The 26,524-nt window shown below is 69.9% G+C and carries 19 protein-coding genes; 5 read left to right on the top strand and 14 right to left on the bottom strand.

The annotated features are described in order from the left end of the window. Positions 1 to 105: 105 nt before the first annotated feature. Entirely contained in the window at positions 106 to 993 is an 888-nt protein-coding gene (locus tag HUA74_RS30940; RefSeq protein WP_174457424.1) for a tryptophan 2,3-dioxygenase family protein, read from the top strand. Then, positions 990 to 2,033 (top strand): methyltransferase, encoded by a 1,044-nt coding sequence (locus HUA74_RS30945; RefSeq protein WP_371817330.1) that lies wholly within the window; start codon positions 990 to 992, stop codon positions 2,031 to 2,033. Before HUA74_RS30940 ends, HUA74_RS30945 begins: the two co-directional genes overlap by 4 nt. A 193-nt stretch (positions 2,034 to 2,226) precedes the next feature. Here HUA74_RS30945 and HUA74_RS30950 read toward each other — a convergent pair whose 3' ends face one another. Then, a complete protein-coding gene (locus HUA74_RS30950; protein ID WP_217439206.1) occupies positions 2,227 to 2,928 on the bottom strand; it encodes a response regulator transcription factor in 702 nt (233 codons plus the stop codon). Positions 2,929 to 3,291: 363 nt separating this feature from the next. Here HUA74_RS30950 and HUA74_RS46905 point away from each other — a divergent pair, with 363 nt between their 5' ends. Together HUA74_RS46905 and HUA74_RS30960 are read left to right on the top strand one after the other, a co-directional pair. Further along, positions 3,292 to 4,461 carry an ATP-binding protein gene (locus tag HUA74_RS46905; RefSeq protein ID WP_174457425.1) on the top strand — a complete coding sequence of 390 codons (1,170 nt, stop codon included), beginning with the start codon at positions 3,292 to 3,294 and terminating at the stop codon, positions 4,459 to 4,461. A gap of 213 nt (positions 4,462 to 4,674) precedes the next feature. After that, positions 4,675 to 5,079, top strand: a complete 405-nt coding sequence (locus HUA74_RS30960; protein ID WP_141641810.1) for a response regulator — start codon at positions 4,675 to 4,677, stop codon at positions 5,077 to 5,079. Positions 5,080 to 5,092: 13 nt separating this feature from the next. Here the strand turns inward: HUA74_RS30960 and HUA74_RS30965 are convergent, their stop codons facing one another. The 3 genes from HUA74_RS30965 to HUA74_RS30975 form a co-directional block, all read right to left on the bottom strand. After that, positions 5,093 to 6,397, bottom strand: a complete 1,305-nt coding sequence (locus HUA74_RS30965) for an AarF/ABC1/UbiB kinase family protein (protein WP_174457426.1) — start codon at positions 6,395 to 6,397, stop codon at positions 5,093 to 5,095. Between the two features lie 78 nt (positions 6,398 to 6,475). After that, positions 6,476 to 8,314: a protein kinase gene (locus HUA74_RS30970; protein WP_371745556.1), complete on the bottom strand. Its 1,839-nt coding sequence runs from the start codon at positions 8,312 to 8,314 to the stop codon at positions 6,476 to 6,478. Positions 8,315 to 9,060: 746 nt separating this feature from the next. Continuing rightward, positions 9,061 to 9,552 (bottom strand): hypothetical protein, encoded by a 492-nt coding sequence (locus HUA74_RS30975; protein ID WP_174457427.1) that lies wholly within the window; start codon positions 9,550 to 9,552, stop codon positions 9,061 to 9,063. 344 nt (positions 9,553 to 9,896) lie between these two features. On the opposite strand from HUA74_RS30975, the gene HUA74_RS46910 reads away from it, so the two are divergent. Further along, positions 9,897 to 12,185, top strand: coding sequence for a S41 family peptidase (locus HUA74_RS46910; protein WP_174457428.1), 2,289 nt, complete (start codon positions 9,897 to 9,899; stop codon positions 12,183 to 12,185). On the opposite strand, the gene HUA74_RS30985 is transcribed toward HUA74_RS46910, so the two are convergent. The 10 genes from HUA74_RS30985 to HUA74_RS31030 all read right to left on the bottom strand — a co-directional run bounded on the left by HUA74_RS30985 (position 12,154) and on the right by HUA74_RS31030 (position 26,406). Next, the gene (locus HUA74_RS30985; RefSeq protein ID WP_174457429.1) at positions 12,154 to 14,586 is read right to left on the bottom strand and encodes a GAF domain-containing protein; all 2,433 of its coding nucleotides are present in this window, start codon (positions 14,584 to 14,586) and stop codon (positions 12,154 to 12,156) included. The two genes, HUA74_RS46910 and HUA74_RS30985, sit on opposite strands and share 32 nt — an antisense overlap. A 201-nt stretch (positions 14,587 to 14,787) precedes the next feature. After that, on the bottom strand, positions 14,788 to 15,741 hold the full coding sequence (locus tag HUA74_RS30990; RefSeq protein WP_174457430.1) for an aldo/keto reductase: 954 nt from the start codon (positions 15,739 to 15,741) through the stop codon (positions 14,788 to 14,790). Positions 15,742 to 15,798: 57 nt separating this feature from the next. After that, the gene (locus tag HUA74_RS30995; RefSeq protein WP_174457431.1) at positions 15,799 to 16,968 is read right to left on the bottom strand and encodes an alkaline phosphatase PhoX; all 1,170 of its coding nucleotides are present in this window, start codon (positions 16,966 to 16,968) and stop codon (positions 15,799 to 15,801) included. Between the two features lie 83 nt (positions 16,969 to 17,051). Beyond that, positions 17,052 to 17,318, bottom strand: a complete 267-nt coding sequence (locus HUA74_RS31000) for a DUF5985 family protein (RefSeq protein ID WP_141641818.1) — start codon at positions 17,316 to 17,318, stop codon at positions 17,052 to 17,054. Positions 17,319 to 17,330: 12 nt separating this feature from the next. Further along, complete coding sequence (locus HUA74_RS31005) at positions 17,331 to 17,591, bottom strand: DUF5985 family protein (RefSeq protein ID WP_141641819.1); 261 nt, start codon at positions 17,589 to 17,591, stop codon at positions 17,331 to 17,333. After that, positions 17,584 to 17,988, bottom strand: a complete 405-nt coding sequence (locus HUA74_RS31010; RefSeq protein WP_141641820.1) for a hypothetical protein — start codon at positions 17,986 to 17,988, stop codon at positions 17,584 to 17,586. The genes HUA74_RS31005 and HUA74_RS31010 overlap by 8 nt, the downstream gene beginning before the upstream one ends. Before the next feature lie 30 nt (positions 17,989 to 18,018). Then, positions 18,019 to 19,125, bottom strand: coding sequence for a response regulator (locus HUA74_RS46915; protein WP_174457432.1), 1,107 nt, complete (start codon positions 19,123 to 19,125; stop codon positions 18,019 to 18,021). After that, the gene (locus tag HUA74_RS31020) at positions 19,122 to 19,676 is read right to left on the bottom strand and encodes a chemotaxis protein CheB (RefSeq protein WP_174457433.1); all 555 of its coding nucleotides are present in this window, start codon (positions 19,674 to 19,676) and stop codon (positions 19,122 to 19,124) included. The genes HUA74_RS46915 and HUA74_RS31020 overlap by 4 nt, the downstream gene beginning before the upstream one ends. Beyond that, positions 19,673 to 20,506: a CheR family methyltransferase gene (locus tag HUA74_RS31025; protein WP_174457434.1), complete on the bottom strand. Its 834-nt coding sequence runs from the start codon at positions 20,504 to 20,506 to the stop codon at positions 19,673 to 19,675. The genes HUA74_RS31020 and HUA74_RS31025 overlap by 4 nt, the downstream gene beginning before the upstream one ends. After that, positions 20,503 to 26,406, bottom strand: coding sequence for a HAMP domain-containing protein (locus tag HUA74_RS31030; protein ID WP_174457435.1), 5,904 nt, complete (start codon positions 26,404 to 26,406; stop codon positions 20,503 to 20,505). Before HUA74_RS31030 ends, HUA74_RS31025 begins: the two co-directional genes overlap by 4 nt. Positions 26,407 to 26,524 lie beyond the last annotated feature (118 nt).

Below are 26,524 nucleotides of genomic sequence, written 5' to 3' on the forward strand. Positions count from 1 at the left end.
CCGCCGTACCCACCGTCGTAGCGAGCCACGTCCGCTGTCCCAAGTCGGGCACGTCTCCTTCGCGCTCCCACCTCTGAATGCCCACCTCTCCCTTCGGAGGGCACCATGCACACGCCACATGGTTACAGTTATGCGGAAAAGTTGCGGCAGGAACTGGATGAGCCTCTCTTCAACCCGATGCTGAAGAAGTGGGTCGGCCGCGGAGAGCTGGACTACGAGGTGTACCTCAAGACACCGCAGCTCCTGGCGTTGCAGGCGCCGGAGGAGCAGCGCGTCTCGCATGACGAGCTGATGTTCCAGGTGGTGCACCAGGCGCAGGAGCTGTGGCTGAAGCTGGCTTCGCGCGAGGTGGTGGAGGTGGTGGCGGAGCTGGACCGCGACGCGTTGTGGGCGGCGTCCGCGAGGCTGGAGCGGGTGTCGCGCATCGTCCAGGGCCTGAAGTCGGAGCTGGCCGTGCTGGAGACGATGACGCCGGATACCTATCAGGTCATCCGTCGCAGCCTGGGCAATGGCAGCGGGCAGGAGTCTCCCGGCTACAACATGCTGCGCAAGGCGGCGGAGGGGCTGGAGCAGGCGTTGGAGCGGCTCCTCGCGCGACGCGCCCGGACGTTGCTGGCCGTGTACCAGGGCGGACCGGACGACCTGAAGCGGCTGTGCGAGCAACTGGTGGACGTGGACGAGGCCTTCCAGGGCTGGTTGCACGCGCACTTCCAGCTGGTGCGGCGCACCATCGGCGTGGACCGCGCGGTGAAGGCGCTGGATGGCCTGCCCACGCAGGTGCTGGCGGGGCGCATGACGCTGCCCCTGTTCCGTCAGCTCTGGGACGTGCGCGTGGAGCTGACGTCCGGGTGGCGGCGCGAGGGAGGCCATGCGCCAGGCGCTCGTCGCGAGGGCTGCATGGAAGGCGCGCTGGACGCCTACGCCGCGCCTCCGGCCAGCGCCGTGTGTCCGGTACACCACGCGGGCTTCCCTCCGCCCCGGGGCGAATCGTGACGTCGAAGCCGCGCACGGTGGCGGACTCTCCGCGCGCGCTCTTGCACCTGCTCTACAACGGCGCGAAGGCGGTGGACGTGGTGGAGGCGTCGCTCCAGCTGGGTCTGCTCGACTCGCTGGAGGGGCCCGCCCCCGTCTCGCTGGCGGAGCTTTCCGCGAGGCACGGCCTTTTGCCGGGCCGGCTCTACAAGCTGCTGGACTGCCTGGAGAGCCTGGGACTGGTGACGCGCGAGCAGGACACGGACGCGCTCGCGTCGGCGCGCTACCACGCGGTGCCGGGGCTGCGCGAGGCGGCCGTCGCCGTGGTGGGGCCGCAGGGTCGGGAGAAGGACCGCGAGAAGTTCGCGTGGCACACGCTGCACGGGCGGCTGCCCGAGGTGCTGCGCGGTCAGCACTCCATCTCCCCCGACGACTTCGACTGGCCCCTGCGCACGCCGGAGCAGTTGGAGGGCTTCGAGACGAGCATGGCCGCGGGGCTGCCTCCCATCCTGGAGTCGCTGCGCCTGCACGCGCCGAGGCTGTGGAAGGACGGCGTGCGCGTGCTCGACGTGGGCGGCGGTGACGGCAGCCTCGCGGCGTTGATGACGCGCGAGCACCCCGCCGCGCGCGTGGACGTCTACAACCTGCCGGCCACCCAGGCGCTGGTGGAGCGCACGCGCGAGCGCTTCGGCCTGACCGCGTCCCAGCTGGGCTTCGTGGGCGGAGACTTCCTCACGGAGCCCCTGCCCTCCGGCTACGACGTGATGACGTTCGTCCGCGTGCTGCACGACTGGTCCGCGCAGACAGCGCAGGCGCTGCTGAAGGCCGCGTGGGAGGCGCTTCCCTCCGGGGGACGCGTCGTCATCTGCGAGGAGTTCCGCACGCCCGAGCGGCTGGCCGCGCAGTTCTTCTGGACGTACTTCCTCATCGGCGTGGACTCGTGCGTCAGCCGGCTGCGCGAGGTGGAGCTCTACGTCCAGATGCTCGAGGGCGCGGGCTTCCAGCACGTCGACGTGCTGCGCGGCGGGCCCTTCGAGCTGGTGACGGCCGTGAAGCCCTGACGTCGTCGTCCAATCCCGGAGACGACAGCACGGGCCAGGGCAGACACCACGTCCTGCTCTGCCCTGGCCCGCTGGGGACCTTCCTCGCGACGACCCGTGCGCTTGGGGGGAGGGGGGAGGAGCGCCAGGGTCTTCACACCCTGACACGCCCGCGCGCACGTGCCCATTGCCTGCAAGTGCCGGCCCCGGGGACTCAGACTCCTGCCGGGCGGTGAACACCCAGCTGGCATGCGAGCACCGCCAGCTGCGTGCGGTTCTCCGAGCCCAGCTTCTTGTAGATGCTGGTGATGTGCGCCTTCACCGTGCGCTCGGTGATGCTCAGACACGCGGCGATTTTGAGGTTGTCCGCGCCCGCGGCCACGTAGCCCAGCACCTCCCGCTCGCGCGGCGTCAGGAGCCCCAACTCCACGCTCCCCATGGGCACCTCCTCCTGCGGCATGAAGCCCGGGACGGAAGGGACCCAGGACAATCCCGTAGGCATCAGCCGCTCGCCGCGCGCCACGCGTGTCACCGCTTCCACCACCTCCGCGCAACCCACGTTGTGTTTCCAGAGGTACCCCGCCGCGCCCGCCTGGAGACACTGCTCCACGACTTCGGGCTCGTGGTGGCTCGACAGCACCAGCGCCTTCACCGTCGGATAGAAGTCATGCAGACACTGCAGCGCCGTCATGCCCGTGGTCGTTCCATCCTGGTCCGGCGGCTCCAGGCGTAAGTCCAGCACGGCCACGTGCGGCATCTGCTCCCGCACCCGCGCCAGGAAAGGCGGTGTCTGCGCGCAGCGCGCCACCACGTCCATCCCGGCGCTCTCCAGTACCAATACCAGACTCTCCCTGAAGACCTGCTGGTCTTCCAGGAGGGCCACTCGGATTCGCTCGTTGGAAATGTCTGTTGTCATCACCACTCCAGATGCAGTCCGTGCTCTCGCGATTCAGCGCGCCGAGCACCGCACCAGTTGCCGTGTTCATCAGAGGATGTTCAAAGAGTGTTCAAGGAACGTTCAAGGTGAGGAGTTTCCATCGTTCCTGGGGCCCTCCATTCACAAGACGAAATCGATGGCGGACCTTCATCCGTATGTCAGACATCCAGACTCCGCGCAGCGGGATTTGGACACGCAGTCCACACAACCCATACCCGTGCGGGCTGAACGTCCGCACTCGTGGGTCCCCCGCTCTTGCCGCTGTCCACGGCCTGGGTTACAGCTCAAATCATGTCACCCGCGTCTTTGCCTGAGAATGAACTCTCGGCCATCGCTGAAAAGGTGAGGAAGACACACGGCCCTGACTTCGCGCACGAGCCCCAGGCGCCCGCCAGACACTCCTGGGCCCTGGAAGGTGTCGCGGGAGCGCTCGCGGTGCTCCGAGAGGACGTGGTGCTGTGGGTCAACCTGCGATGGCAATCCCTGACACTGGCGCGAGGTCCCTGGCGCCATGTGACGGACAGCGGGCAGGAGGAAGGGCCCGCACTGCTCACCCTGCGCAGCGTCGTGGCCGCGGAGGCCCGCGCGCTCGGGGTGGAACAGACGGCCCGCACCGCGCGCTACAGCTACGCGGGAGGTCACCAGCAGATGGAGGTGCGGGTATGTCGGGTGAGCCGGGAGGCGCCCGTGGTGCTGGTGCTCGCCCGGGACGTCACCGAGCAGGTTCACTTGGAGGAGGCGCTGGCACGCGAGCGCCGCGCGCTGGCCGAGCGCGAGCACCTGCGCATGCTCAGCGAGCAGGCCTCCGGCATCGCACATGACCTGAGCAGTCTGCTGGTGGCGATGAAGCTCCGGCTGGAGATGCTCCAAATGAGCGACCTCAAGCAGGCGGCCCCCGCGGCGGCGCCGCCCGCGCACGTGGACACGCTCTTGCGCATCGTCGCCGACGCCACCACCCGCCTGTCGCGCCTGCGTGACTTCGCGCGCCAGCGGCCGGAGTCCCCGGTGGAGCCCGTGCAGTTGGCGGACGTGGTGCGCGACTCGGTGGAGATTGCCCGCGACGAGCTGGAGTCCCGGGCCGCGAAGCAGGGGCTGACCTTGCTGTTGGACGTGGACGTGCCCCGGCTGCCGCTGGTGGAGAGCTCCGCGGCGGACCTGCGCTGCGTCTTCCTCAACCTGCTGCGCAACGCGCGCGACGCCATGCCCCAGGGCGGCACCCTGCGCGTGCGCGGACGCCTGGCGCTGGGGCACTCCATCATCACCGTGGAGGACGAGGGCACCGGCATCCCCGAGGAGCACCTGCTTTCCATCTTCCAGCCCTTCTTCACCACCAAGGGCCAGCACGGCACGGGCCTGGGCCTGTCCATGGCCCATGACGTGGTGACGCGCGCTCAGGGCACCCTCACCGCCGCCAACCGCCCGGAGGGGGGTGCCGTGTTCACCATCACCCTGCCCGCCCTCCAGAGGAAGGCGGCCTCCCGGGAGCGCCCCGCCACCTACCGCTCCGGCTGAAGACGGCCCGGGTCCATGAGGCAGCGGGGCGGGTGGAGACACACCCGGACACCCCGGCACGTCCTGCCGCCAGCACGAGAAAGTCGGGCCCCCGGAGGACAGGAGGGTGGCGACAGGGACGCGAGCCTAGGTGATAATCCGTAGGCCACCCGGCCTGGTGGCGATATCCGGTGGGCGGCGGCACCCAATCCGCGCTCTCAAGGGGGAGGCGTCATGTCGGAGATGAAGATCCGCGTGCTGGTGGTGGATGATGACCAGGAGCAACTCACCCTGGCGGAGCGCTCGTTGTCCGCGTTTGGTTTCGATGTTCGGACGCACCGCTCGTCACTGGGCGTGTCCAACCTGGTGCGCACGACGCTGCCGGACCTGGTGCTGCTGGACGTGAACATCCCCGCGCTCACCGGCGACAAGGTGCTGACGCTGGCGAGGGGACAGGCGCCGGCGGGGACGCGCTTCGTGCTCTTCTCCGCCTCGGACGAGTCCAAGCTGCGCGCGCTGGCGCTGGCCTCGGGCGCGGACGGCTACATCACCAAGAGCACCCAGGGCGAGGAGCTGGCGAAGAAGCTCCACGCCATCTACGCCAAGGGCCGCGCCGTCGTGGCCGCGCCGGCCCCGTAGCCTCGGGCGCGGCTCAGCTCAACAGCTCCGCCATCTCCAGGAAGACGCCGCGGAAGTCACCCCGCGCGCCGATGAGCCGCAGGTTCTGCGCCAGCCCTCCCGTGGAGCGGAAGAACATCACCGCTTCCGGCGGCGGCTTGATTTTGAGGAAGCGCGCCGCGTTGCGGGTGAAGTGGTTGCGCATGTCGCGGGTGATTTCGCAGGACATGTAGTCGTACGGCGTCAGCCGCATGGGCCTGCCGGCGATGTGGAGCACCTCGCGGATGAGGTCCGCGGCCTCCTCGCCCGGCAGCTCCACGGTGAAGCCCACCTCCTGGCTCAGCCGCAGGATGTCCATGGGCTCCAGCCGCATGGACTGCAGGAACATGCGCCGGTTGGCGTCCACGAAGCGCGGGCTGAAGCGCTTGATGGAGCCGAAGTCCAACAGCCCCAGCCGCCCGTCCGGCATCACCATGAAGTTGCCCGGGTGCGGGTCCGCGTGGATTTCGCCCGAGCCGAAGAAGGGCCCGTACGTCGCGCGGATGAGCTGCCGCGACACGCGGAAGCGCTCGTCGTTGGAGTCGACCGTCGTCACCCAGTCCTTGAGGGTGGGCCCCTCCAACAACTCCAGCGTCAGCACGCGCTCGGCGCTGTGGCTGGCGATGACCTGGGGGACATACAGGTCCTTCAGCTCCGCCACGCCGCGCGCGAAGCCCTCCGCCAGCGACGCCTCTCGGCGGTAGTCCAGCTCCAGCAGCAGCTCGTCGCGGAACTCGTTGAAGTAGGCCGAGCCGTCCATCAACCGCGACGCCTTGGAGACCGTCTTCACGACGAGGCCCAGGTTCTCCATGTCGTGCGTGAGCGACTCGGCGATGCCCGGGTACTGCACCTTCACGGCGACGACGCGGCCGTCCTCCAGCACCGCGCGGTGCACCTGTCCCAGCGACGCGGCGGCCAGGGGCTCCCGGCTGAACTCGCGGAAGGCGTCCTCGGGGGCCGCGCCCAGCTCCTGGCGCACCACGCGCGTCACCATGTCGTAGGACATGGCGGGCGCCTGGTTCTGCAGCCGCGCCAGCACCTGCCGCACCTCCGGGGTGAGCAGGTCCGGGTCCATGGAGATGGCCTGGCCCAGCTTCATGGCCGCGCCCTTCAGCTCTCCCAGGGTGGCGACGAGCTTCTCCGCGGAGCTCTTGCTGAGCAAATCCGGCGTGCCGCCAGCCAGGCGCTTCGCGCTGCTCATGAGCACGTCGGTGCCCACCTGCATGGAGAGGCCCGCCAACTTGCGCAGCCGGGTGAAGCGGCCCTGGGGAGGAAGCGAGTCGTCGGAGTCGGAGGCCATGGGTACCCCTGGATTAACGAGGAGCCACCCCCCAGACGCAAGACACCGCTTCCGCGTTGCACGCGCCCGGCCGCCCGCCTATCGCGGTGTGGGCGTGTTGCGCAGCCGGGCCCGCAGCGAGCGCCAGCGCTTGAGGCCCTCCAAATCCAACGGGTCCATCCGCACCGCCTGCTCATAGGCGGCGAGCGCTTCCTGGAGCCGCCCCACCGACGACAGCGCGTCCCCGGACAGCCGCTGCACCGCCGCGCGGCCATCCCGCCCCGGGTTCTCCGCGAGGAAGCGGCGGCGGCAGTTCTCCAGCGCGGTGACGGTGAGGCCCGCGGAGAGGCAGCGCTCCACCCCTTCCACGTTGCCCAGTCTGGCGTCGTATTCGGCCCGCCGCTCCACGTGACCCAGCACGTGCAGCGCGGACGTCACCCGCTCGTTCACCCGCTCCAGCTGGGCACGCTGGCCCAGCGACAGGTTGCGGCTCTTGAGTGGCTCCAGCGCCGTACGAGCGCGTTGGGTCGCGGCCCGCAGCGTCTCCGGGGTGGCGTCGCGAGGCACCTCCAGCACCGAGTAGTGGTCACCCGCCAGGCGGGCCCTGAAGCCCTGGAGCACCCGCTCCGCCACCGCGTCCTCCTGCATGGGGGACGGCGGGGGCGTGGGTGGCTCCAACCGCACGCCGGACTTCAGCCGGGTCAGCGCTTCCTGGAAGGCGGGCGACGTGTCGCGCAGCTGGACGCCGAAGCCCGGCGTCATGCGCCACCCTCGCGCCTGCTCCTCCGTCACGTGGCGCACCACCTGCCCCGTGCAGGCCAGCTCACCACCCGGCAGTCGCAAGAGGAGGCCCACGTCGGACAGGAGCGGCGGCGGCGACGCGGTGGTGTGGAGGAAGAGGCCGGCGCGGCCCACCCATTCACAGCGCAGCTCTTGCGAGTGCGGCGTGCCCGCCATGCGCACCCGCGCGGTGAAGCCGGGAGTCACGGGCTCGGGCTCGGGCGCGAGCGCGGTGGCCAGCGCCGCGCGCAGGTCCGAGGCCTGGGCGAAACGGTCCGCGGGACGCTTGGCCAGCGCGCGGAGCAGCACGCGCGACAACGAGGGCGGCACGCCGGGCTGCACCTCGTGCGGCGGCACCGGCTGCTTCTGGAGGTGACCGATGAGCACCTCCGCCGCCGTGCGGCCCGCGAAGGGCACGCGCCCGGTGAGCAGGAAGTAGCCCAGCACTCCCACCGCGTAGATGTCCGTGCGCGCGTCCACCACGTCGTCGCCGCACTGCTCGGGGGCCATGAACTCCGGCGTCCCCAGGAGCACTCCCACTTCCGTGGTGTGCAGGCCCGCCGGACGCGACAGCAGCTTGGCGATGCCGAAGTCCAACAGCTTCACGCGCTGGCGGCCCAGCAGGCCCGGCACCAGGAAGACGTTGGCCGGCTTCAAGTCGCGATGGACGATGCCGTGCGCATGCGCGGCGCCCAGCGCGTCACACACCTGCGAGAGAAGATCCACCACCACCGACGGCGAAAGCGGCCCCTTCGCGAAGGCCGCCAGGCTCTGCCCCTCCAGGTACTCCATGACGAGGTAGGGGCGCCCGTCACGCACGTCCAAATCGTAGAGCGCGACGACGTTCTCGTGCTGCACCACCGTCAGCGTGCGCGCCTCCGACAAGAAGCGGGCGACGAGGTCCGGGTCCTGCGCCAGGTGCGCGTGCAGCACCTTGATGGCGACGCGCTTCTGGATGAGGGCGTGCTCGGCCAGCATCACCGTGCCCATGCCACCCCGGCCCAGCTCCTTCAGCAGCTTGAAGTGTCCCAACTGCTGCCCCACCAGCGAGTTGGTGGGCGTGGCGGGCACCGGCGTGGGCTCCACCAGCATCGGCGGCGGCGTCCCCGCGTACAGCATCGTGTTGCCCTCCGCGGGCGTGTTCCGATGCGGGCGCACCCAGGTCGGGCACTCGCTTGGGTCGGAGTGCGAAGGCACGCAAGAGCAGGTGGCGTTCTGGAGGAACACGGGGAGCGGGATGGGGACAACTGGGACAGGGGTCTATTGCGCGGTGTCTCTGCGAGCCATGTGCCACCCACGATTCAACCGTGCTGGCGCTCAATCTTCATGCGGAAAGGCTGGATGGACTTCGGGTTCCGGACAGTGGCGGGAGAAGACCTCCCGTCTGACTGAAATTGTCCCCCTCTCTCTCCGCAGAAACTACAGCCATTCGGTTGAAAACATTACCGCCTGCCTCGCTTTCGGAGGCCTGGATGCGGGGAATCCATTTCTCTCTGTCGCACTCTCATGTTTTCCGGAAGACGTTCCATGCCTTTCCGGAGTCCGCGCCCCATCCCCCTCGTGAAGACGCATGGGGTGGGGTTCCTTGAGTCGAAAGATGTGACGGGAGTGCACGGGCGTCCGGAACGCGCCGCTACAGGTCGCCACGCGGGGCGCTCACGCCGACATGAGCCCGGGGCTCGCGACGCGAGGAACCGTGCGCGGCGCGCACGCGCGGGTGACGGCCTGGGCTGAAACGGGAAGCGCCTCCGAGCGGAGCCTCGTGGGCACCGCGGGAGGGCCTCGACCGGGAGTCTGCTGCTTCGCGAGGGCGACCCGCGCGGGGCCACGCGCTCGGGCCCCTGGCATCATGGTGGGAGGGCCGTCCCACTCCAGGATGAGCGGGACGGCCTCCTGAAGCGACCTCAGCCGATCATGGGCTCGCAGTAGCCCGACTCGGAGCAGGTCAGGCCTTCACAGCACGTGGCGCCCGTGCCACAGGCGCCCTCCTCGGATACACACTCGGAACCCGCGTCCGGCTCGCCCGTGCCCGCGTCCGGCTCACCCGTGCCCGCGTCCGGCTCACTGTCACATGCGCCCAACGTGTCGCCGTGCTTGAGATGGGCCTTCAACGCCGGTGCGCCCACGGAAATCGTGTGCGCGTTGTCCGGGTTGCCCGGAGGAATGTGGCAGATGTCGATTTTGGCCGGATTGAACACGCCACCCGAGCCGCCCTCGTTTCCGTCACCGGTGTCCCCGCTTCCCTTCGAACCCGGCGCGCCTTCCAGTCCACCCGTTTGAGGATCTCCCGGAAGGGAGTCCCCTTCGGGCTGGGGCGAGCCACCACACCCGCTCACCAGCAGCGTGCACAGGGCCACCGCCAGGGCGGGCTTCGCAATGAAATCCAGACTTCGCATGAACGTTCTCCGGTTCCGGGTGTACGGGTGTCGAGCGTCGCGTGCGTGAAACATCCGAGACAGACGACTGTCCGTTCGCGCACTCGTGCCCCTCGGCCTCCGCCGGGACATGCTCGAGCGTCACTCCTGGAATCAGGGCTTGGGCCCCTTCAACCGCCTGCCCCCGCGAGCACATCCACCACGCAAAAGAGACCCGCGCTCGCGGCTCGCGGCCACGCCGTCCAGGGGGCGCGGACAGTTACGGACAGGATGTGTGCGGACGAGCCCGGATGTCACCGCGCGTCCTTGGGAACCTTTCTCACGGAGAGGGTGTCTGGCGCGCGGGGCCGTATCGGGAGGTGGATGTGGAACGCGCGCGAGTCCGGCGGATGCCGGCCTGGATGGGTTGTGTCTTCGCGGTGGCGCTGATGCTGGGTGTCTCGGGGCGTGCATTCGCGCAGGAGCAGTCCCTCCCGCGCGCGAAGCCCGATGCGGCCCTGGAGAACGCCGCCGTACTGGGCCGCGTCTGGGGCACGGTGAAGTACGTGCACCCCGCCTTCGCCTTCCGCGCGGTGGACTGGGACGCGGCCCTCGTGGAGTCCCTCCCGGGCGCGCTCGCGGCGAGCACCCCGGAGGCGCTCGCCACCTCCGTGAGCGACATGCTGCGCCGGCTGGAGGATCCACTCACCCGTGTCGAGCGAGAGCCGGGCGCGCCCCCATCCCCGCGCGAGCCGTCCGGCCCGCTCTCCCGCTGGTCCGGTGACGTGCTGGTGCTGGACCTGGACCGGCGCTTCTCCAACTTCAACGCGCTGTATCCGGCGATGACGGCGCTGGGGCCGGAGCTCGAGCGCGCGCGCCGCGTCGTCATCGACCTGCGCGCCAGCGGACCCGATGAGGCCATCTGGATGGAGCTGGCGCTGGGCTTCCTGGAGCGCTCGCTTCCGTCGGACACCGTGACGGCTCCCGCCGAGCGCTTCCGCGTGTACTCCGGCTTTCCCGTGCAGTTGGGGCCCAGCTCGGGGGGCTACAGCGCCTCGGTCGAGACTCGACTCGCGCGGACCTTCACGCCCGCGCCCCGGACGCCGAAGCGCTCGCTGGTCCTCCTCGTCAACAGCCGCACGCCCCTGTCGCCGTTGCTGCTGGCCCTGCTCTCCTCGTCACGCACGCGCCTCGTCGCGCAGGGCGCGCTCGATGAGTCCTCCGCCGTGAAGACCCGCACGGTGCCCTTGCCCGGAGGCCAGCGCGCGGTGGTGCGCGCCTCGGAGCTCGTGTTCCCCTCGGGCTCATCGGGGCTGCGCGCGGACGTCACCGTGCCCGCGAGCGCGGACGAGGGCGACACCGGCCCCGCCTTCCAGGCCGCGCTCCGGCTGCTGCGCGCGGGGACTCCGAAGGCCTCCGCGCGCGTCTCGGCGAAGGACGCGGTGCTCCCCACGGGAGGACCGGACGACGCCTACGAGGCGATGGCGTATCCCTCCGAGCCCTACCGGCTGCTCGCCGTCGTCCGCTTCTGGAACGTGATGCGCTTCTTCCATCCGGACCCGAAGGCCCTGAAGGACTGGGACGCGGTGCTGCCGGAGTTCCTCGGCCGCGCTCGCGCGGTGGAGGATGCGCGCGCGTACACGCATTTGCTCTACACGCTGTCCGCGCGGGTCTCCGACGGCCACGTCTTCATCGCGGAGCAGGGCCAGCCCCTGCGCTCGCTCGCCGAGGCCACCGCGCCGCTCGTCCTGCGCTCGGTGGAGGGACGCTTCCTCGTGTCGGAGCTGCCCGTGCCCGAGGCCGCTCGCGCCGCCGGCATCGGCGTGGGGGACGAGGTGGTGTCCGTCGACGGCGAGGCGGTGGCCACTCGCGCCGCGCGCTTCCGGGAGCTGCTCGGCGCCTCTCACGACGCGGCGCGGGCAGAGCGCGTGGCCAGCCTGCTGCTCGCGGGCTCGGACGGGAAACCCGTGGAGGTGATGCTCCAGGGCGTGGATGGACGCATGAAGGAATCGCGGCTGCCCCGCTCGCGCGACTACCTCCCGTTCCTCCGTCCCCCCGTCCAGGACGACGCGCCGTGGAAGCGGCTCGACAGCGACGTGGGCTACGTGGACCTGCGACGGCTGCGCGCCGACTCGGTGCCCGGCATGTTCGAGGCGATGAAGGACACGCGCGCGCTCGTCTTCGATTTGCGCGGCTATCCGCAGGGGAGCGCGTGGGCGCTGGCCCCGCGCCTCAACACGCGAGGCGCCACCGCGTCCGCGCTCATCGCCCGCCCGCTGGTGGAAGCGGGAGAGGCCCGCGAGGTGCGCTTCCCCGCCACCCTGCCCTCTGGTGACGGGCCTCGCTACGCGGGCCGCGTCGTCGTGCTCATCGACGCGCGGACGCTGAGCCAGGGCGAATACACGGCGATGATGATTCAGGCCGCGTCTGGCGCGCGGTTGGTGGGCAGCGCCACGGCGGGCGCCGTGGGCGACACCACCAACGTCTGCCTGCCCGGCAACGTCTGCGTCCTCTTCACCGGTCAGCGCTTCGAGACCCCCGACGGCCGCACGGTGCAGGGCGTGGGACTGCGCCCGGACGTGGAGGTCCACCCCACCGTGCGCGGACTGCGCGCCGGACGCGACGAGGTGCTGGAGCGCGCCCTCACCCTGCTGCGCGAGGCAGGTGGACGGTGAAGACGGAGCCCACGCCCTCGCGGCTCTCCACCTCGATGCGACCGCCCATCGCCTCCACAATCTGCCGGCTGATGTAGAGCCCCAGACCCAGCCCTCCATAGTGCCGGTCGCTCACCGCGCGCTCGAAGCGACCGAACAGCCGCGGCAGGTCCGTCTCCGAGATGCCGATGCCCTCGTCCCGCACCGACAGCCGCACCACCCCGTCGCCGGCCTCCGCCGCGGTCACCTGCACGGGCCTGCCCGCGCCGTACTTGGCCGCATTGGTCAGGAGGTTCACCAGCACCTGGTCCAACCGCAGCGAGTCCCACCGGCCCTGGAGCGGCTCCGGGATATCCACCCGCACCGAGCACCCCGCCACCGCGAACACCTCTTCCATCCGCTCCACCGCGTCGCGCACCGCCTGCCCCAGGTCCACCTCCGTGGGCTCCAGCGCCAGCCGCCCCAGCGACACCCGGCTCACGTCGAGCAGGTGGTCCACCAGCGTGGCCAGCCGCTGCACCTGTCGCATCGCCGTGGAGAGCCGGGGCGCCACCTTCTCGCGCGAGTCCGGGCCGAGCGCGCGGTCGATGAGGCCGTGCTGGAGCTTGAGGCTCGTCAACGGCGTCTTCAGCTCGTGGCTCGCCACCGACAGGAACTCGTCACGCAGCCGCACCGCCGCCTGCGCGTCGCGGTACAGCGACGCGTTCTCCAGCGCCACCGCCACGCGCCGCGCCAGCTCCTCCATCATCGACACGTCCGACATGGCCAGGGGCCGCTGCGGCGGCGACGTGCCCAGCGTGATGACGCCCAGCGTGCGCCCGCGCGTGCGCACCGGCACCACCAGCAGCGACGCGGGCCTCAGGGCTTCCAACAGCGCGCGCTGCTGCTCGGAGCGTTCCGCCAGTCGCTCGCACAGGGCCGCGTCCACGTCCGGCACGAAGCGCGGCTCACCCGACTGGAAGCACTCACGCGACAGGGACAGCGCGCCCTCGCCGCCCAGCACCGAGAGCACGGACGCGTCTCTCGACGGCTCCTGGTGCGCGGACGCCACGCACCGCAGGGTGCCGTCCGGCCCCACCAGCTCCACCAGACAACTGGACGCCACGCTGCTGGCGGCCACGCGGGCCACGTGCTCCAGCGTCCACTCCACGTCATCCAGGTGCTCCGCCAGCGCGCGGCTCGCCTCCAGCAAGAAGAACAGCCGCTCCTCGGCCTCCTTGCCCATCTGAAGCGCGTGATGCAGTCGCTCGCCCCGCTCACGCAGCGTCCCGTACAGCGCCGCGCGCTCCAGTGCCTGCGAGCACTGGTGGGCCAGCGCGTCCAGGAACGCGCGCTCCAACGGCGGGAACATGCGCGGCTCACCCCACGCCAGCGCCACGAAGCCCAGGATGCCCCGCTCGGTCAGCAACGGGAGGAACGCGCGAGAGCCCTCGCCCAGCGCCGCCACGTCGCTCTCCACGAAACCCGCCGAGGGGAGCAGTTCCTCCAGTCGGGAGAACCACTGCGACTCGCGCTGCTCCGCCGCGCGCGCGAGCACGGGCAGGCCCGCGACGCGCTGACCATCCAGGCCCTCCATCCACGCCTGTGAATAACCGACAGAGCCCAGCACGCGCAGACACCCGTCGGCACTCAGCTCCGCGATGGCGACCCGCGCCGCTCCCGAGGCCTCCAGCCCGTCGCGCACCATCACCCGCGCCACGTCCTCGGCGGTGGCCGCGCGCGACAGCGCCGCCGTCACCGTCTGCAGCCGCGCGGAGAAGGACTGGGCCGTGCGCGCCTCCTCGTACAGGAGCGCGTTGTCCATGGACAGGCTGGCGCGGCGGGCCAGCTCCATCGCCACCTCCAGCTCCGGCGCATCGAAGGACACCTGCTCGTCGCCTCGCACCAGCGACACGGCGCCCAGCACCCGTCCCCGCGCCAGCAACGGCAGGACGAGCCCCGCCCGGATTCCCAGGCGACGGACCACGTCCAACTGCGCGGGCTCTCGCACCATCGCCGGGAGCATCTCCTCCGTCACCACCGGCATCACCACCGGACGTCCGGTGCGCAGCGCCTCGGAGATGCCACCGGGTGACACCAGGTCCACGGGCCGTAGTCGGGACAACTCGTGCACCAGCGCCGTCTTCTCCGGCTCACGGTGCGCCGCGGCCACCCGCTCCACGCTCCCGTCCTCCGTGATGACATCCACCGCGCACCAGTCCGCGAGCACCGGCACCGCCAGCTCCGCCAGCCGGTGCAGCACCGTGCGCCACTCCAGCGACGCGCCCAACAGCTCGCCCGCGCGCGACAGGAAGGCCAGGCGCGCCGCCTCGGACGAGGCCGCCTCCACCCCGTGCTCGGGCTCCGGCGGCGCCGGGGTGGGCCGGGGTTTCCCGGCGACATCGAGAGAAGCTTCAGGAGGAGAAATCGGCTCGGCGGGCATGCAGGTGGACCACGATGGAAGAGAAGCGCCGCGCGACATCAGACCCCGAGCTAAAAGCGTCCCGGACGCGGCAACAATGCCGCCCGTCTCCGCGGACGGGGAGACTGTCCAGTGTCGGACCCGCGGGACGTTGAGTGCCTTTCGAGTGAAGGGCTCCGCGCGCGGCGCGTACGGAATGACTCGGGCCGGGAGGTCGCTGACTCAGCCCACGTCGGACGCCATCGACGGGTTCCACCACACGGCGCCCTTCCCATCGATGGCCGCCTTCGCGCGCTCGCGCACGTCGGTCAGCTCCTCCACGGACAGGGGCCGCGCCGAGTGGACCGCGCCGAGCGCCGCGTCCTGTTCGTTGGGGTGGCTCATCCCCATCAGCATGACGTCCGGGTCCAACGTCAGCGTGTAGTGCACGCACTCCTCCACGCTCAGGTGCGGCAGCACGGGCACGTCGCGGTCCTCGCGTCCGCCAGAGCCCACCTTGCCGCGCGGCCGGGCCTCCAGCGGTCGGCCATAGCCCTCCGTGTCGCCCAAAAGCTTGCCCGCGCCGAACGTCTTGAACGACACCACGCCCACGCCGCGCGAGCGCGCCAGCGGCAGCACGTCCCGCACGTAGCGAAGGTCCACGAAGGGCCCCAGCGGAAACATCACCACGTCGCACAGCCCGGAGTTCACCGCCGCGCGCAGCACGTCCGGGTGGTGACTGGAGATGCCCCGGAAGCGCGCCTGCCCCGCGCTCACACACCGGCCCAGCTGCTCCAGGCCACCGCCCGGCGCGGCCAGCTGCTCCCACGCGGCCAGCTCCGATACGGCGTGGAAGGCGAACAGGTCCACCGCCGCGTGGCCCAGCCTCCGCAAGCTGGCCTCCACCTGCGGCGCCACCGGGGCGTCGAGCACGTCCACCTTGTCGATGAGGAAGACGCCCTCGCGCCGGCCGCGCAGGGCCTCGCCCACCACCTCCTCGCTCAACCCCTCCTCGTAGTTGGGCGCGGTGTCGATGACGTTCAGCCCCGCGTCCAGCGCGCGGCGCAGCGTGGCGACGAGCGACTCCCGGGGCGCCGAGCGGTCGGCGATGTCACCGATGCCCACCGCCGTGGCGACGAAGCCGGTGCGGCCCAGCGCGCGGCGGGGCGTGAAGTGGGGAAGCGGATTCGCGGACATGCCTCCGGTTGTGCAAGAGCGCCCCTCACGTCGTCAAGGCGCGCGGCGGGGGAAGGTTCACCGAAAGGGACCGGAGACCTCGAACGTCACGCCCGCGTTGCTGGAGTTCGTCGCCCCGCGCTGCGAGCTGAAGTACAGCCTGCGTCCATCCGGGCTGAAGGCCGGGCCCGTGAGCTCCGAGCCCGCGTGGCCCAGCACCCGCAGGAAGCTGGCGACGATGCGCTGGGGCCCCGGGGTGATGAGACAGATTTCCCGGTTGTCGCCGTCCTCCGCCACGAACAAATCCCCCGAGCGCGACACCACCACGTTGTCCACGCCCCTCAACGGCGAGCCCGGATACAGGGACGCGGCGTAGATGACCTCCAGCTTTCTCGTGGCCGGCGTGTGCGCCCACACGCGGTTGTCGCCCTTGGTGGTGACGTAGATGACGCCGCCGTCGTACCAGCAGCCCTCGCCGCCGTTGAACACCGTCGTCCGCGCCGCCACCTCCGGCTGGAGCGACGCCGGCTTGTTCGCGGCGCAGGCCACCCAGCTCACCGTCGCCGTTCCCGTCAGCGCATCCCCCGTCACCCGGGCCGCCTCCAGCGTGCCCGCCGCCAGCACCGGCCACGCGGACGGAGTGAAGCGGTACAGGCGCCCATTCGGTTGGTCCTCCGTCAGGTAGAGCCGTCCACCGTCCGGGTCCACCGCCACCGCCTCATGGGGGAACGTGCCGAGCGCGCCGCGCACCACACCCTGCGAGGCCTTGGCCGGGTTGCACTCCCAGACGCGCCCGCCGCTGTGCTCCTCGCACGACAGCCACGTGCCCCAGGACGTCGGTCCTCCCGCGCAGTTCATCCGCGTGCCGGACAGGATGCGGTACGCCGCCACCACGCTCCCGCCTCCGCTGAAGCGCAGCGCGCTGGCGCCCCCGGGGAGGCCCTCGCTGTTGGACACGTACACCCAGCCGCCGTCCGGCCGCGCGAAACAGGCGCCACCGTCCGGCGCGGTGTGCCACACGTAGCCCGTGTTGCCGACCGTCTGGCCCGAGCGGGCGATGATTCGCGAGGTGAAGCCCGCGGGCAGTCGCAAGCCGTTGACATCCGCGCTCCCGGACATCGCCCCGTAGGGACTGGGCCCCGACTGGGCCGGCGCCGCATAGGCCTCCTTCCAGAACGAGGGGCCCCAGGCGAGCGCTCCACTTCCGAGCGCGGAAAGACGAAGGAAGCCACGGCGACTCAGACGCATGTGCGGGTTCTCCTGTGCGAGCAGGAAAACCACCCACCCCTCCCCTCACCACTGAACGCGAGGCGAGCGTGAGGCCCGCGACATCACCCGCGTCGACTCGCGCGATTCTTGTCCCAGATGGCGTAGAGGATGATGAGGAAGGCGACAAGCCGCGCCACGTAGAGGTAGTAGCGGCGCTCGTCCAACGAGTCCATCAGCGACGACACCGCCGAGTTCGCGCCCAACAGCGCGAAGGCCACCGCGAAGAAGCCGAACAGGCGCTCGTGCGACTGCTTCCAGAAGCGCAGGAAGAACAAGGCGCACGCCAGCCATCCCATCGCCGTCGCACCATTGAGCATGGACCTGAGCATGGGCGAGCTACCTCACGAGGCGTCCCAGATGAGGCCGAACAACAGGATGGAGACACTGGCCAACGTGGCCAGCAGGCGCGGCATGTACAGGTCGATGGTGGTCGGCAGAATCACCAGGTCCACGAAGAGCAGCACGTTGCTGACCGCCATGCCCACGAAGCACAGCCCGCTCCACAGGAGCAGTCGGGACTGGCTGCTCTTCCAGGCGCGCAGCAATAGCACCGCGCACGCCACGCTGGTCAAGGCACAGAGGATGTAGACCGCCTCAGCCATGGTCGCCGTCCTTGTCCTTCTTGAGCACGAAGGCTTCCGCGAAGCCCCGGACCTTGTCCAACGGCCGGGAGAAGATGAAGGAGATGACCGTCACCCGCCGCGCACCGTACACCGCCGCCAGCTCCGTCACCGCCTGCACGTCTTCGGAGCTCTCGGGACTGAAACGATAGACGGGCACGGCTCCGCCGTCGCTCACCAGCAACCTGCTCGCGGTGAGGTCCGCCAGCCTCGCGGCCGCGGAGGGTTCTGTGATGCGCAGCTCCAGGCTCACCGATGACGCGGTCCACTCCCGTCCCGGCTGGGCACGGAGCAAGAGAAGCACCTCCAGCTTCTCCAGCGAGTCGATATGCGTCGTGATGAAGCGCTGGACCCGCGGGGGTAGTCCGGCGTCGCTCACGAAGCCAACATGCTCCCGTTATTTTGTGCGTCAACCTTTTCCCGCACGGGGGTGTTCAGCTTCGGTCGCGGGGAGGTCCTTCGGCTGGTCGCTCCGCATCGTGGGGAGCGGGCCCTGTGCGGCCTCCTGCTCCGTCGGCGTGGAGACGGGGGGCACCAGGTGTCGCAGGCCCTCGACGAGCTGCTGTGTGGCGCTGGGGCCCGTCACATCGAGGAGCGCGAGCAGCACCGTCTCCGGATGCCCGTACATCTTCGGCAACAGCGTGCTGTAGGCGCGCACCGAGCCCCGCTGCTCGCCCAGCTCCCAGTCCACGTGAAGCCCGTGGAGTGTCTCGCCCCGGGCCGCGCGCATCAGCGGCTGCGCATCCTGGGGCAAGGGGTCGCCATCGCGTCCCCGGACGATGACGCCTTCATGCAGGCCTGGGGCTTCGCGATACGCCAGACATCCGCCGGCCAGTCCCTGGGCGGCCCGGTTGGCCAGCAGGGTGTGGCCGCTGCCCGGCTCCACCAGGGCCAGGGGCGTGGGCAGCGCGGCGAGCACGGCCTCCAGCCAACGCTGCTGGTTGCGGTGCGACTCCATCTCCCGTCGCAGGTGCTCCTCGCGCGTCCGGGTCCGCTCCGCCTCCATGCGCCGGTGGGCTTCCGCCAATTCGCCCTCGTGCTCGCGCCGATGCGTCTCGCGCAGCGCCTCCGCCTGACGCCGCACCAGCTCCGTCTTGCGGAACAGGTCCACGAAGACGCCCACCTTGGAGCGGAGGATTTCCGGCTCGTAGGGCTTGAGCAGGTAGTCCACCGCGCCCACCGCGTACGCGCGCAACTCCGGGAGCTGGCCGCGCGACAAGGCGGTGAGAAAGAGGATGGGCGTGTTGCGGCTGCGCTCGCGCTCGCGGATGAGGCTCGCCGTCTCGAAGCCGTCCATGCCCGGCATGACGACATCCAGGAGGATGGCGGCGAAGTCCTGGGTGAGAAGATGGCGCAGCGCCTCACGGCCACTTCGCGCGGAGACCAGCTTCTGCCCCAGCGGGGCCAGCGTCGCCTCCAGCGCCAGCAGCCCCTCCGGCTGGTCGTCCACCAGGAGGATGTGGACGGGCTCCATGGAGAACACGGGGCCGCGCTCGCGCGAGGGCGCGGCGCTCATGGCTGCACCCGGCCGCGCGACACATAGGCCAGTCGCGTCAGCCACCCTCCCACCTCGGAGAGAGACAGGCGCTCCACCTCGCACTCCTGTCCCTCGCCGCCGTCGGACTCGCCCATCACCACCGCCACGCGTCCGCCCCGGCCCCTCAGGAAGCTCAAGCCCTCCTGGCCGTCGTCGTGGCCGGAGAAGAGCAGCCCCGCGGCCGCGGCGCCGTAGCTGTCCGCCGCGGACTCGAAGAGGGCGTCGATGGCGGGACGGCAGCCGTGCTCCGGCGACTCCACGGACAGCGCCACGCAGCCCCGGTCCACCAGCAGGTGGTAGCCCCAGGGCGCCAGGTACACGCGCCCCGGCACCAGGTCCTCCTTGTCATCCGGCTCCACCACGGGCAGAGCGCAGCGGCGCGCCAGCGGCGCGGCCAGCACGTCATGCGGCCCCCGGTGCAGTACGACGACGACGGGCGCCGGCAGGTGCGCCGGCAGTTGGGAGAGCAGCGTCTCCACGTCCGCGCCCGCGCTCCGGGGCGCCCCCACCACCAGCAGCCCCACGCTCATGACACCCTCCGGAAGATGCGACCGCTGCCTTCCAGCTCCTCGTAGGCGGCGACGTGTGGAGTACGCGCCACCGACTCCTTGCGCCCCAGACACAGGAAGCCGAAGCGGGCGAGGCTCTCATACAGCCGCGAGTGCACCCGGTTGTGCAGGGCGCGATTGAAGGACAGCAGCGTGTCCCGACACACGATGACGTGGAACTCGTTGAACGAGCCGTCGATGGTCAGGTTGTGCTGGGTGAAGAAGATGCCGTCGCGCAGCTTGGGGTGGAGCAGCGCCCAGTTGCCGTCGCGGGTGTAGGAGTCGGACAGCGAGCCCCGCCCACCTGACTCCGCATGGCGGCGCGCGTCGTCCTCGCCGGGCAGGGGCAGCACGCCGGTGCGAGCATCCGCCAGCAGTCCCTCGCTGGCATCGGACGCATAGAGCCGGCAGCGGCTCCACAGGCCCTCCTCGTGCAGGAGGATGGCCAGGGCATAGGTGTCCTCACCGGTGCCGCAGCCCGCATGCCAGACGCGCACGGACGGCCAGGTGCGCAACACGGGCACCACACGCGTGCGGAAGTCTCGGAAGAAGGCCGCGTCCGAGAAGAGTCCGGGCGGCGTGCTGGAGAGCGCGCGCAGCAATCCCTCCAGCGCCTCGCCGTCGTGCAGCACGCGGGCCTGGAGCGCGGAGAAGGACTCCAGGCGCTCCTCGCGCAGGTGGCGCCGCAGCCGCCGCAGCAATTGCGGCCGGGAGTGGCTGCGCAAATCGAAGCCCCAGTGTCGGGCCACGCCCTCCAGGAGCAGGTCCGCCTCCAGGGCCTCCAGCGCCGCGACCGAGGCGCCCGCGCTCACCCGGAGACCTCCGTGCGCGAGCCCCGCGCCTGGGCGCCTCGCGGCGCGTGCAGCCAGACGCGCAGCAGGCTGAGCAGCTTTTCGATATCCACCGGCTTGGTGATGTAGTCGGACGCGCCCGCCTCCAGGCACTTCTCCCGGTCCCCCTTCATCGCCTTCGCGGTGAGGGCGAGAATCGGCAGGTGCGCCACGCGCTCCATGCGGCGGATGGCGCGCATGGCCTGATAGCCGTCCATCTCCGGCATCATCACGTCCATCAACACCAGCTCGATGTCCGCGTCCTTCTCCAAGAGTCCCAGCCCCTCGCGCGCGCTCTCCGCGAAGGCCACCTTCATGCCGTAGCGCTCCAACACGGTGTTGAGGGCGAAGATGTTGCGCACGTCGTCGTCCACCACCAGCACCTTGCGGTTGACCAGCAACGGGTCTCTCTCGCGCGCCTTCTCCAGCATCCGGCGCTTGGACTCCGACAGGTTGGCGGGCGAGCGGTGCAGGAACAGGCTCGTCTCCTCCAAGAGGCGCTCGGGACTCTGCGCATCCTTGACGACGATGGCCTCCGCCACGCGGCGCAGCTCCGTCTCCTGCGCGCGCGACAGCTCGCGGCCCGTGTAGACGATAATGGGCGGGCCCCCCGCGCCATGCACCTCGCGCACGCGACGGATGAGCTCCGTGCCGGGCAGGTCCGGCAGGCCCAGGTCCAACACCATGCAGTCGAACCTGCGCTCCGCCAGCGCGGCCAGCGCGTCCGCCGCCGTGCCCACCGCCACCGTCTGCACGTCCTCGCTGCCCAAGAGCTCCTGCAGCGTCTGTCGGTGGACGCCGTCGTCCTCGACGATGAGCAGGCCCCGGCCCTTGCGCTCCACGAAGTCGCGCAGGGAGGCCAGCGCCGCGGCTGCGGCATCCGGGTCCGCCGCCGCGCGCAGGTGGCCGATGGCGCCCAGGTTGAGCGAGCGCTCGCGGTGGTCCTCGTCGGACACCGTGTACACGGGCAGCGCGCGGGTGCCCGCGTCGTGCTTGAGCCTGTCCAGCACCACCCAGCCCGCCATCTCCGGCAGGTCCAGGTCCACCGCCACCGCCACCGGCCGCGCGTTGCGCACGGCGTCCAGCGCGCCCTCCACCTCCGTGGAGACAAGCACCTTGAAGCCCGCCCCCTGCGCGGCCGCTCGCAGCCGCGCCGCGTGTTCGGCGGCGTGGGTCACCGCGAGCAGCACCCTGTCACCGGGCTGGATGGAGCCCCGGTCGTCGTCGATGCCCAGCGACGCCAGCGAGACGGGGGGCGCCACTTCCTCGATGTGGAGCGGCGGCACCAGGGAGGCCGTGTGGGCCAGGGCGGTGGCCGCGGGCACGGGCCGCGAGGAGTCCTGTCCCGGCCGGTCCGCGACGAAGTCGAGCGGCAGGTACAGGGTGAAGACGCTGCCCTGGCCCGGCTCGCTCTCCAGTCGGATTTCGCCGCCGAGCAGCCTCGCGATTTCACGGCTGATGGACAGGCCCAGGCCGGTGCCGCCGTACTTGCGCGCGGTGGAGCCGTCGGCCTGCTGGAACGCCTCGAAGATGATGTGGTGCTTGTCCTTGGGGATGCCGATGCCCGTGTCCCGCACGGAGAAGGACACCACCGAGGGCGCGGTGGAGAGCACCGGGTGGTCCGCCGTCCAGCCACCCCGCGCCATGCCGATGTCGAGCGACACGGAGCCGGACTCGGTGAACTTGAAGGCGTTGGACAGGAGGTTCTTGAGCACCTGCTGGAGCCGCTTGGCGTCCGTCTCCACCTCGCCCGCCATGCCCGGCGTCAGGTCGATGTCGAACTGGAGGCCCTTCTTGTCCGCCACCTGCCGGAAGGTGCGGTCCACGAACTCGCGCAGGTCGCTGAAGCGCAGCGGGCCCACGTCCACCGTCATGGTGCCGGACTCAATCTTCGACAGGTCGAGGATGTCGTTGATGAGTTCCAAGAGGTCCGCACCGGAGGCGTGAATCGTCCGGGCGAACTCCACCTGCCGCCCCGTGAGGTTGCCCTCCACGTTGTCGCTGAGCGTCTGACTGAGGATGAGCAGCGAGTTGAGCGGCGTGCGCAGTTCGTGGCTCATGTTCGCCAGGAACTCCGACTTGTACTTGGACGTCAGGCTGAGCTGCTCCGCCTTCTCCTCGAGCGCGCGCTTGGCCTGCTCCACTTCGCCGTTCTTCCGCTCCACCTCCGTCTTCTGCTCGGAGAGCAGCTTCGCCTTCTCCTGAAGCTCCTCGTTGGTGCGGCGCAGCTCCTCCTGCTGACGCTTGAGCAGCTCCTCGGACTGCTGGAGCGACGTGGCCTGCTGCTCCAGGCGCTTGTTCGTCTCCGTCAGCTCCTCCTGCTGCTTGCGCAATTCGTCGGTGAGCGCCTGCGACTGCTTGAGCAGCGCCTCCGTGCGCATGTTCGCGGCGATGGTGTTGAGGACGATGCCGATGGACTCCGTGAGCTGCTCCAGGAAGCCCAGGTGCACGTCGCTGAAGCGATGGAACGAGGCCAGCTCGATGACGGCCTTGATTTCCCCTTCGAAGAGCACCGGCAGCACGACGATGTTGCGCGGAATTTCTTCGCCCAGGCCGGAGGAGATGCGGATGTATGTGTCCGGCACGTCCGACAGGAGGATGGGTTCCTTCTCCAGCGCGCACTGGCCGACCAGCCCCTCGCCCAGCCTGAAGGAATTGGAGAGCCCCTTGCGCTCCCGGTACGCGTAGGACGCCAGGAGCTTGAGAATCTGCTCTCCGGCCTCGGCGCGGTCGGAGATGTAGAAGACGCCGTGCTGCGCGTCCACCAGCGGCGCCAGCTCCGACAGGATGACCTTGGACACCGTGAGCAAATCCCGCTGCCCCTGGAGGACGCGGGTGAACTTGGCCAGGTTCGTCTTCAGCCAGTCCTGCTCCGTGTTCTTCCGCGTGGTGTCCTTCAGGTTGCGGATCATCTCGTTGATGTTGTCCTTCAGGGCGGCCACTTCGCCCTGCGCGGACACGGTGATGAACCGCGTGAGGTCGCCCTTCGTCACCGCCGTGGCCACCTCGGCGATGGCGCGCACCTGCGTCGTCAGGTTCGCGGCGAGCTGATTCACGTTGTCGGTGAGGTCGCGCCAGATGCCGGCCGTTCCGGGCACGCGCGCCTGTCCGCCCAGCTTCCCTTCGATGCCCACCTCGCGGGCCACCGTCGTCACCTGGTCGGCGAACACCGCCAGCGTGTCAATCATGCCGTTGATGGTGTCCGCCAGCTCGGCGATTTCCCCCTTCGCGTCCACGACGAGCTTGCGCTTCAAGTCACCGTTGGCGACCGCCGTCACCACCTTGGCGATGCCGCGCACCTGCGTGGTGAGATTGGACGCCATGGAGTTCACGTTGTCCGTGAGGTCCTTCCACGTACCGGCGACACCCTTCACCTCCGCCTGTCCGCCCAGCTTTCCTTCCGTGCCGACCTCGCGCGCGACGCGCGTCACCTCCGAGGCGAAGGACGAGAGCTGGTCCACCATCGTGTTGATGGTGTTCTTCAGCTCCAGGATTTCACCCTGCACGTCCACGGTGATTTTCTTGGAGAGGTCACCGCGAGCCACCGCCGTCGTCACCTCGGCGATATTGCGCACCTGCGCGGTGAGGTTGGAGGCCATGGAGTTCACGTTGTCCGTGAGGTCCTTCCATGTGCCGGCGACGCCCTTCACGATGGCCTGGCCACCCAGCTTGCCCTCGGTGCCGACCTCGCGCGCCACGCGCGTCACCTCGGACGCGAACGAGTTGAGCTGGTCCACCATCGTGTTGATGGTGTTCTTCAGCTCCAGGATTTCGCCGCGCACATCCACGGTGATTTTCTTGGACAGGTCTCCATTCGCCACCGCCGTCGTCACCTCGGCGATGTTGCGCACCTGAGCCGTCAGGTTGGACGCCATGGAGTTCACGTTGTCCGTGAGGTCCTTCCATGTACCGCCGACGCCGCGCACCACGGCCTGTCCGCCCAGCTTTCCTTCCGTGCCGACCTCGCGCGCCACGCGAGTCACCTCGGACGCGAACGAGTTGAGCTGGTCCACCATCGTGTTGATGGTGTTCTTCAGCTCCAGGATTTCGCCGCGCACGTCGACGGTGATTTTCTTCGACAGGTCTCCGCGGGCCACCGCCATCGTCACTTCGGCGATGTTGCGCACCTGCGACGTGAGGTTGGACGCCATCGAGTTCACGTTGTCGGTGAGGTCCTTCCACGTGCCACCGACACCACGCACCACGGCCTGTCCACCCAGCTTGCCCTCGGTGCCGACCTCCTTCGCGACGCGCGTCACCTCCGAGGCGAACGACGAGAGCTGGTCCACCATCGTGTTGATGGTGTTCTTCAACTCCAACACCTCGCCGCGCGCATCCACGGTGATTTTCTTCGACAGGTCGCCCTTGGCCACGGCCGTCGTCACGTCCGCGATGTTGCGCACCTGCGCGGTGAGGTTGGAGGCCATGGAGTTCACGTTGTCCGTGAGGTCCTTCCACGTGCCACCCACGCCGCGCACCACGGCCTGTCCACCCAGCTTGCCCTCGGTGCCGACCTCACGCGCGACGCGCGTCACCTCCGAGGCGAAGGAGTTGAGCTGGTCCACCATCGTGTTGATGGTGTTCTTCAGCTCCAGGATTTCACCCTGCACGTCCACGGTGATTTTCTTGGAGAGGTCTCCATTGGCCACCGCCGTCGTCACCTCGGCGATGTTGCGCACCTGCGACGTCAGGTTGGACGCCATGGAGTTCACGTTGTCCGTGAGGTCCTTCCACGTGCCGGCGACGCCCTTCACCACGGCCTGACCGCCCAGCTTGCCCTCGGTGCCGACCTCGCGCGCCACGCGCGTCACCTCGGACGCGAACGAGTTGAGCTGGTCCACCATCGTGTTGATGGTGTTCTTCAGCTCCAGAATCTCGCCGCGCACATCCACCGTGATTTTCTTGGACAGGTCTCCATTGGCCACCGCCGTCGTCACCTCGGCGATGTTGCGCACCTGCGACGTCAGGTTGGACGCCATGGAGTTCACGTTGTCCGTGAGGTCCTTCCACGTACCGCCCACGCCCTTCACCACGGCCTGTCCGCCGAGCTTTCCTTCCGTGCCGACCTCACGCGCCACGCGCGTCACTTCCGAGGCGAAGGACGAGAGCTGATCCACCATCGTGTTGATGGTGTTCTTCAGCTCCAGAATCTCACCGCGCACGTCCACGGTGATTTTCTTGGAGAGGTCGCCCTTGGCCACCGCCGTCGTCACCTCGGCGATGTTGCGCACCTGGGACGTGAGGTTGGACGCCATCGAGTTCACGTTGTCCGTGAGGTCCTTCCACGTGCCGGCGACGCCCTTCACCCGGGCCTGTCCGCCGAGCTTCCCTTCCGTGCCGACCTCGCGCGCCACGCGCGTCACTTCCGAGGCGAACGCGCCCAGCTGCTCCACCATGCCGTTCACCAGGCGGGCGGTGCGCAGGAACTCGCCCTTGAGGGGACGACCGTCCACCTCCAGCGCCATCGTCTGGGACAGGTCGCCCTTGGCCACCGCGCCGATGACGCGGCCCATCTCCGTGGTGGGCTGGACCAGGTCCGCCACCAGCGTGTTCACCGACTCCACGCAGTCCGCCCAGGAGCCCACGGCGCTCGCCACGTTGGCGCGCTGGGTGATGCGGCCCTCCTTGCCCACCCCGCTGCCAATGCGCTCGAACTCGTGCGCCATGCGCTCGTTGAGCTCGATGATTTCGTTGAGCGAGTCGGCCACCTTGCCGGCGTTGCCCACCTTGTCCACGGGCATGCGCACGGAGAAGTCCCCCTTGCGCACGGCGGTCAGCACACGCAGGAGCTGGCGCGAGTCCAGTGTGTCGGAGTCGTCCTCCACGGAGCGCGACGGCGGCGGAGGCGCGGCGCGCCGAGAGACACCCTTCTTCACAGTCATTGAGAGCCCCAGCGCGTTCCCGCGAGCACAGCCCCCTCGGCTGTCGGGAACGGAATGTTTCGGAAGGGCTCCGTTCTCCCGCGACTCTCCGGGCGGGGATAGTCCCCTCGGGAGGGCC

Source organism: Myxococcus sp. CA051A (assembly GCF_013336705.1).
In the GTDB taxonomy this organism is placed as follows: Bacteria; Myxococcota; Myxococcia; order Myxococcales; family Myxococcaceae; genus Myxococcus; species Myxococcus llanfairpwllgwyngyllgogerychwyrndrobwllllantysiliogogogochensis.

Excerpts from the sequence above, each read along its gene's own strand:
- HUA74_RS30940 (WP_174457424.1), top strand. The coding sequence starts at position 106 with ATGCACACGCCACATGGTTACAGTTATGCGGAAAAGTTGCGGCAGGAA.
- HUA74_RS30950 (WP_217439206.1), bottom strand. The coding sequence starts at position 2,928 with ATGACAACAGACATTTCCAACGAGCGAATCCGAGTGGCCCTCCTGGAA.
- HUA74_RS30960 (WP_141641810.1), top strand. The coding sequence starts at position 4,675 with ATGTCGGAGATGAAGATCCGCGTGCTGGTGGTGGATGATGACCAGGAG.
- HUA74_RS30965 (WP_174457426.1), bottom strand. The coding sequence starts at position 6,397 with ATGGCCTCCGACTCCGACGACTCGCTTCCTCCCCAGGGCCGCTTCACC.
- HUA74_RS30975 (WP_174457427.1), bottom strand. The coding sequence starts at position 9,552 with ATGCGAAGTCTGGATTTCATTGCGAAGCCCGCCCTGGCGGTGGCCCTG.
- HUA74_RS30985 (WP_174457429.1), bottom strand. The coding sequence starts at position 14,586 with ATGCCCGCCGAGCCGATTTCTCCTCCTGAAGCTTCTCTCGATGTCGCC.
- HUA74_RS30990 (WP_174457430.1), bottom strand. The coding sequence starts at position 15,741 with ATGTCCGCGAATCCGCTTCCCCACTTCACGCCCCGCCGCGCGCTGGGC.
- HUA74_RS30995 (WP_174457431.1), bottom strand. The coding sequence starts at position 16,968 with ATGCGTCTGAGTCGCCGTGGCTTCCTTCGTCTTTCCGCGCTCGGAAGT.
- HUA74_RS31000 (WP_141641818.1), bottom strand. The coding sequence starts at position 17,318 with ATGCTCAGGTCCATGCTCAATGGTGCGACGGCGATGGGATGGCTGGCG.
- HUA74_RS31005 (WP_141641819.1), bottom strand. The coding sequence starts at position 17,591 with ATGGCTGAGGCGGTCTACATCCTCTGTGCCTTGACCAGCGTGGCGTGC.
- HUA74_RS46915 (WP_174457432.1), bottom strand. The coding sequence starts at position 19,125 with ATGAGCGCCGCGCCCTCGCGCGAGCGCGGCCCCGTGTTCTCCATGGAG.
- HUA74_RS31020 (WP_174457433.1), bottom strand. The coding sequence starts at position 19,676 with ATGAGCGTGGGGCTGCTGGTGGTGGGGGCGCCCCGGAGCGCGGGCGCG.
- HUA74_RS31030 (WP_174457435.1), bottom strand. The coding sequence starts at position 26,406 with ATGACTGTGAAGAAGGGTGTCTCTCGGCGCGCCGCGCCTCCGCCGCCG.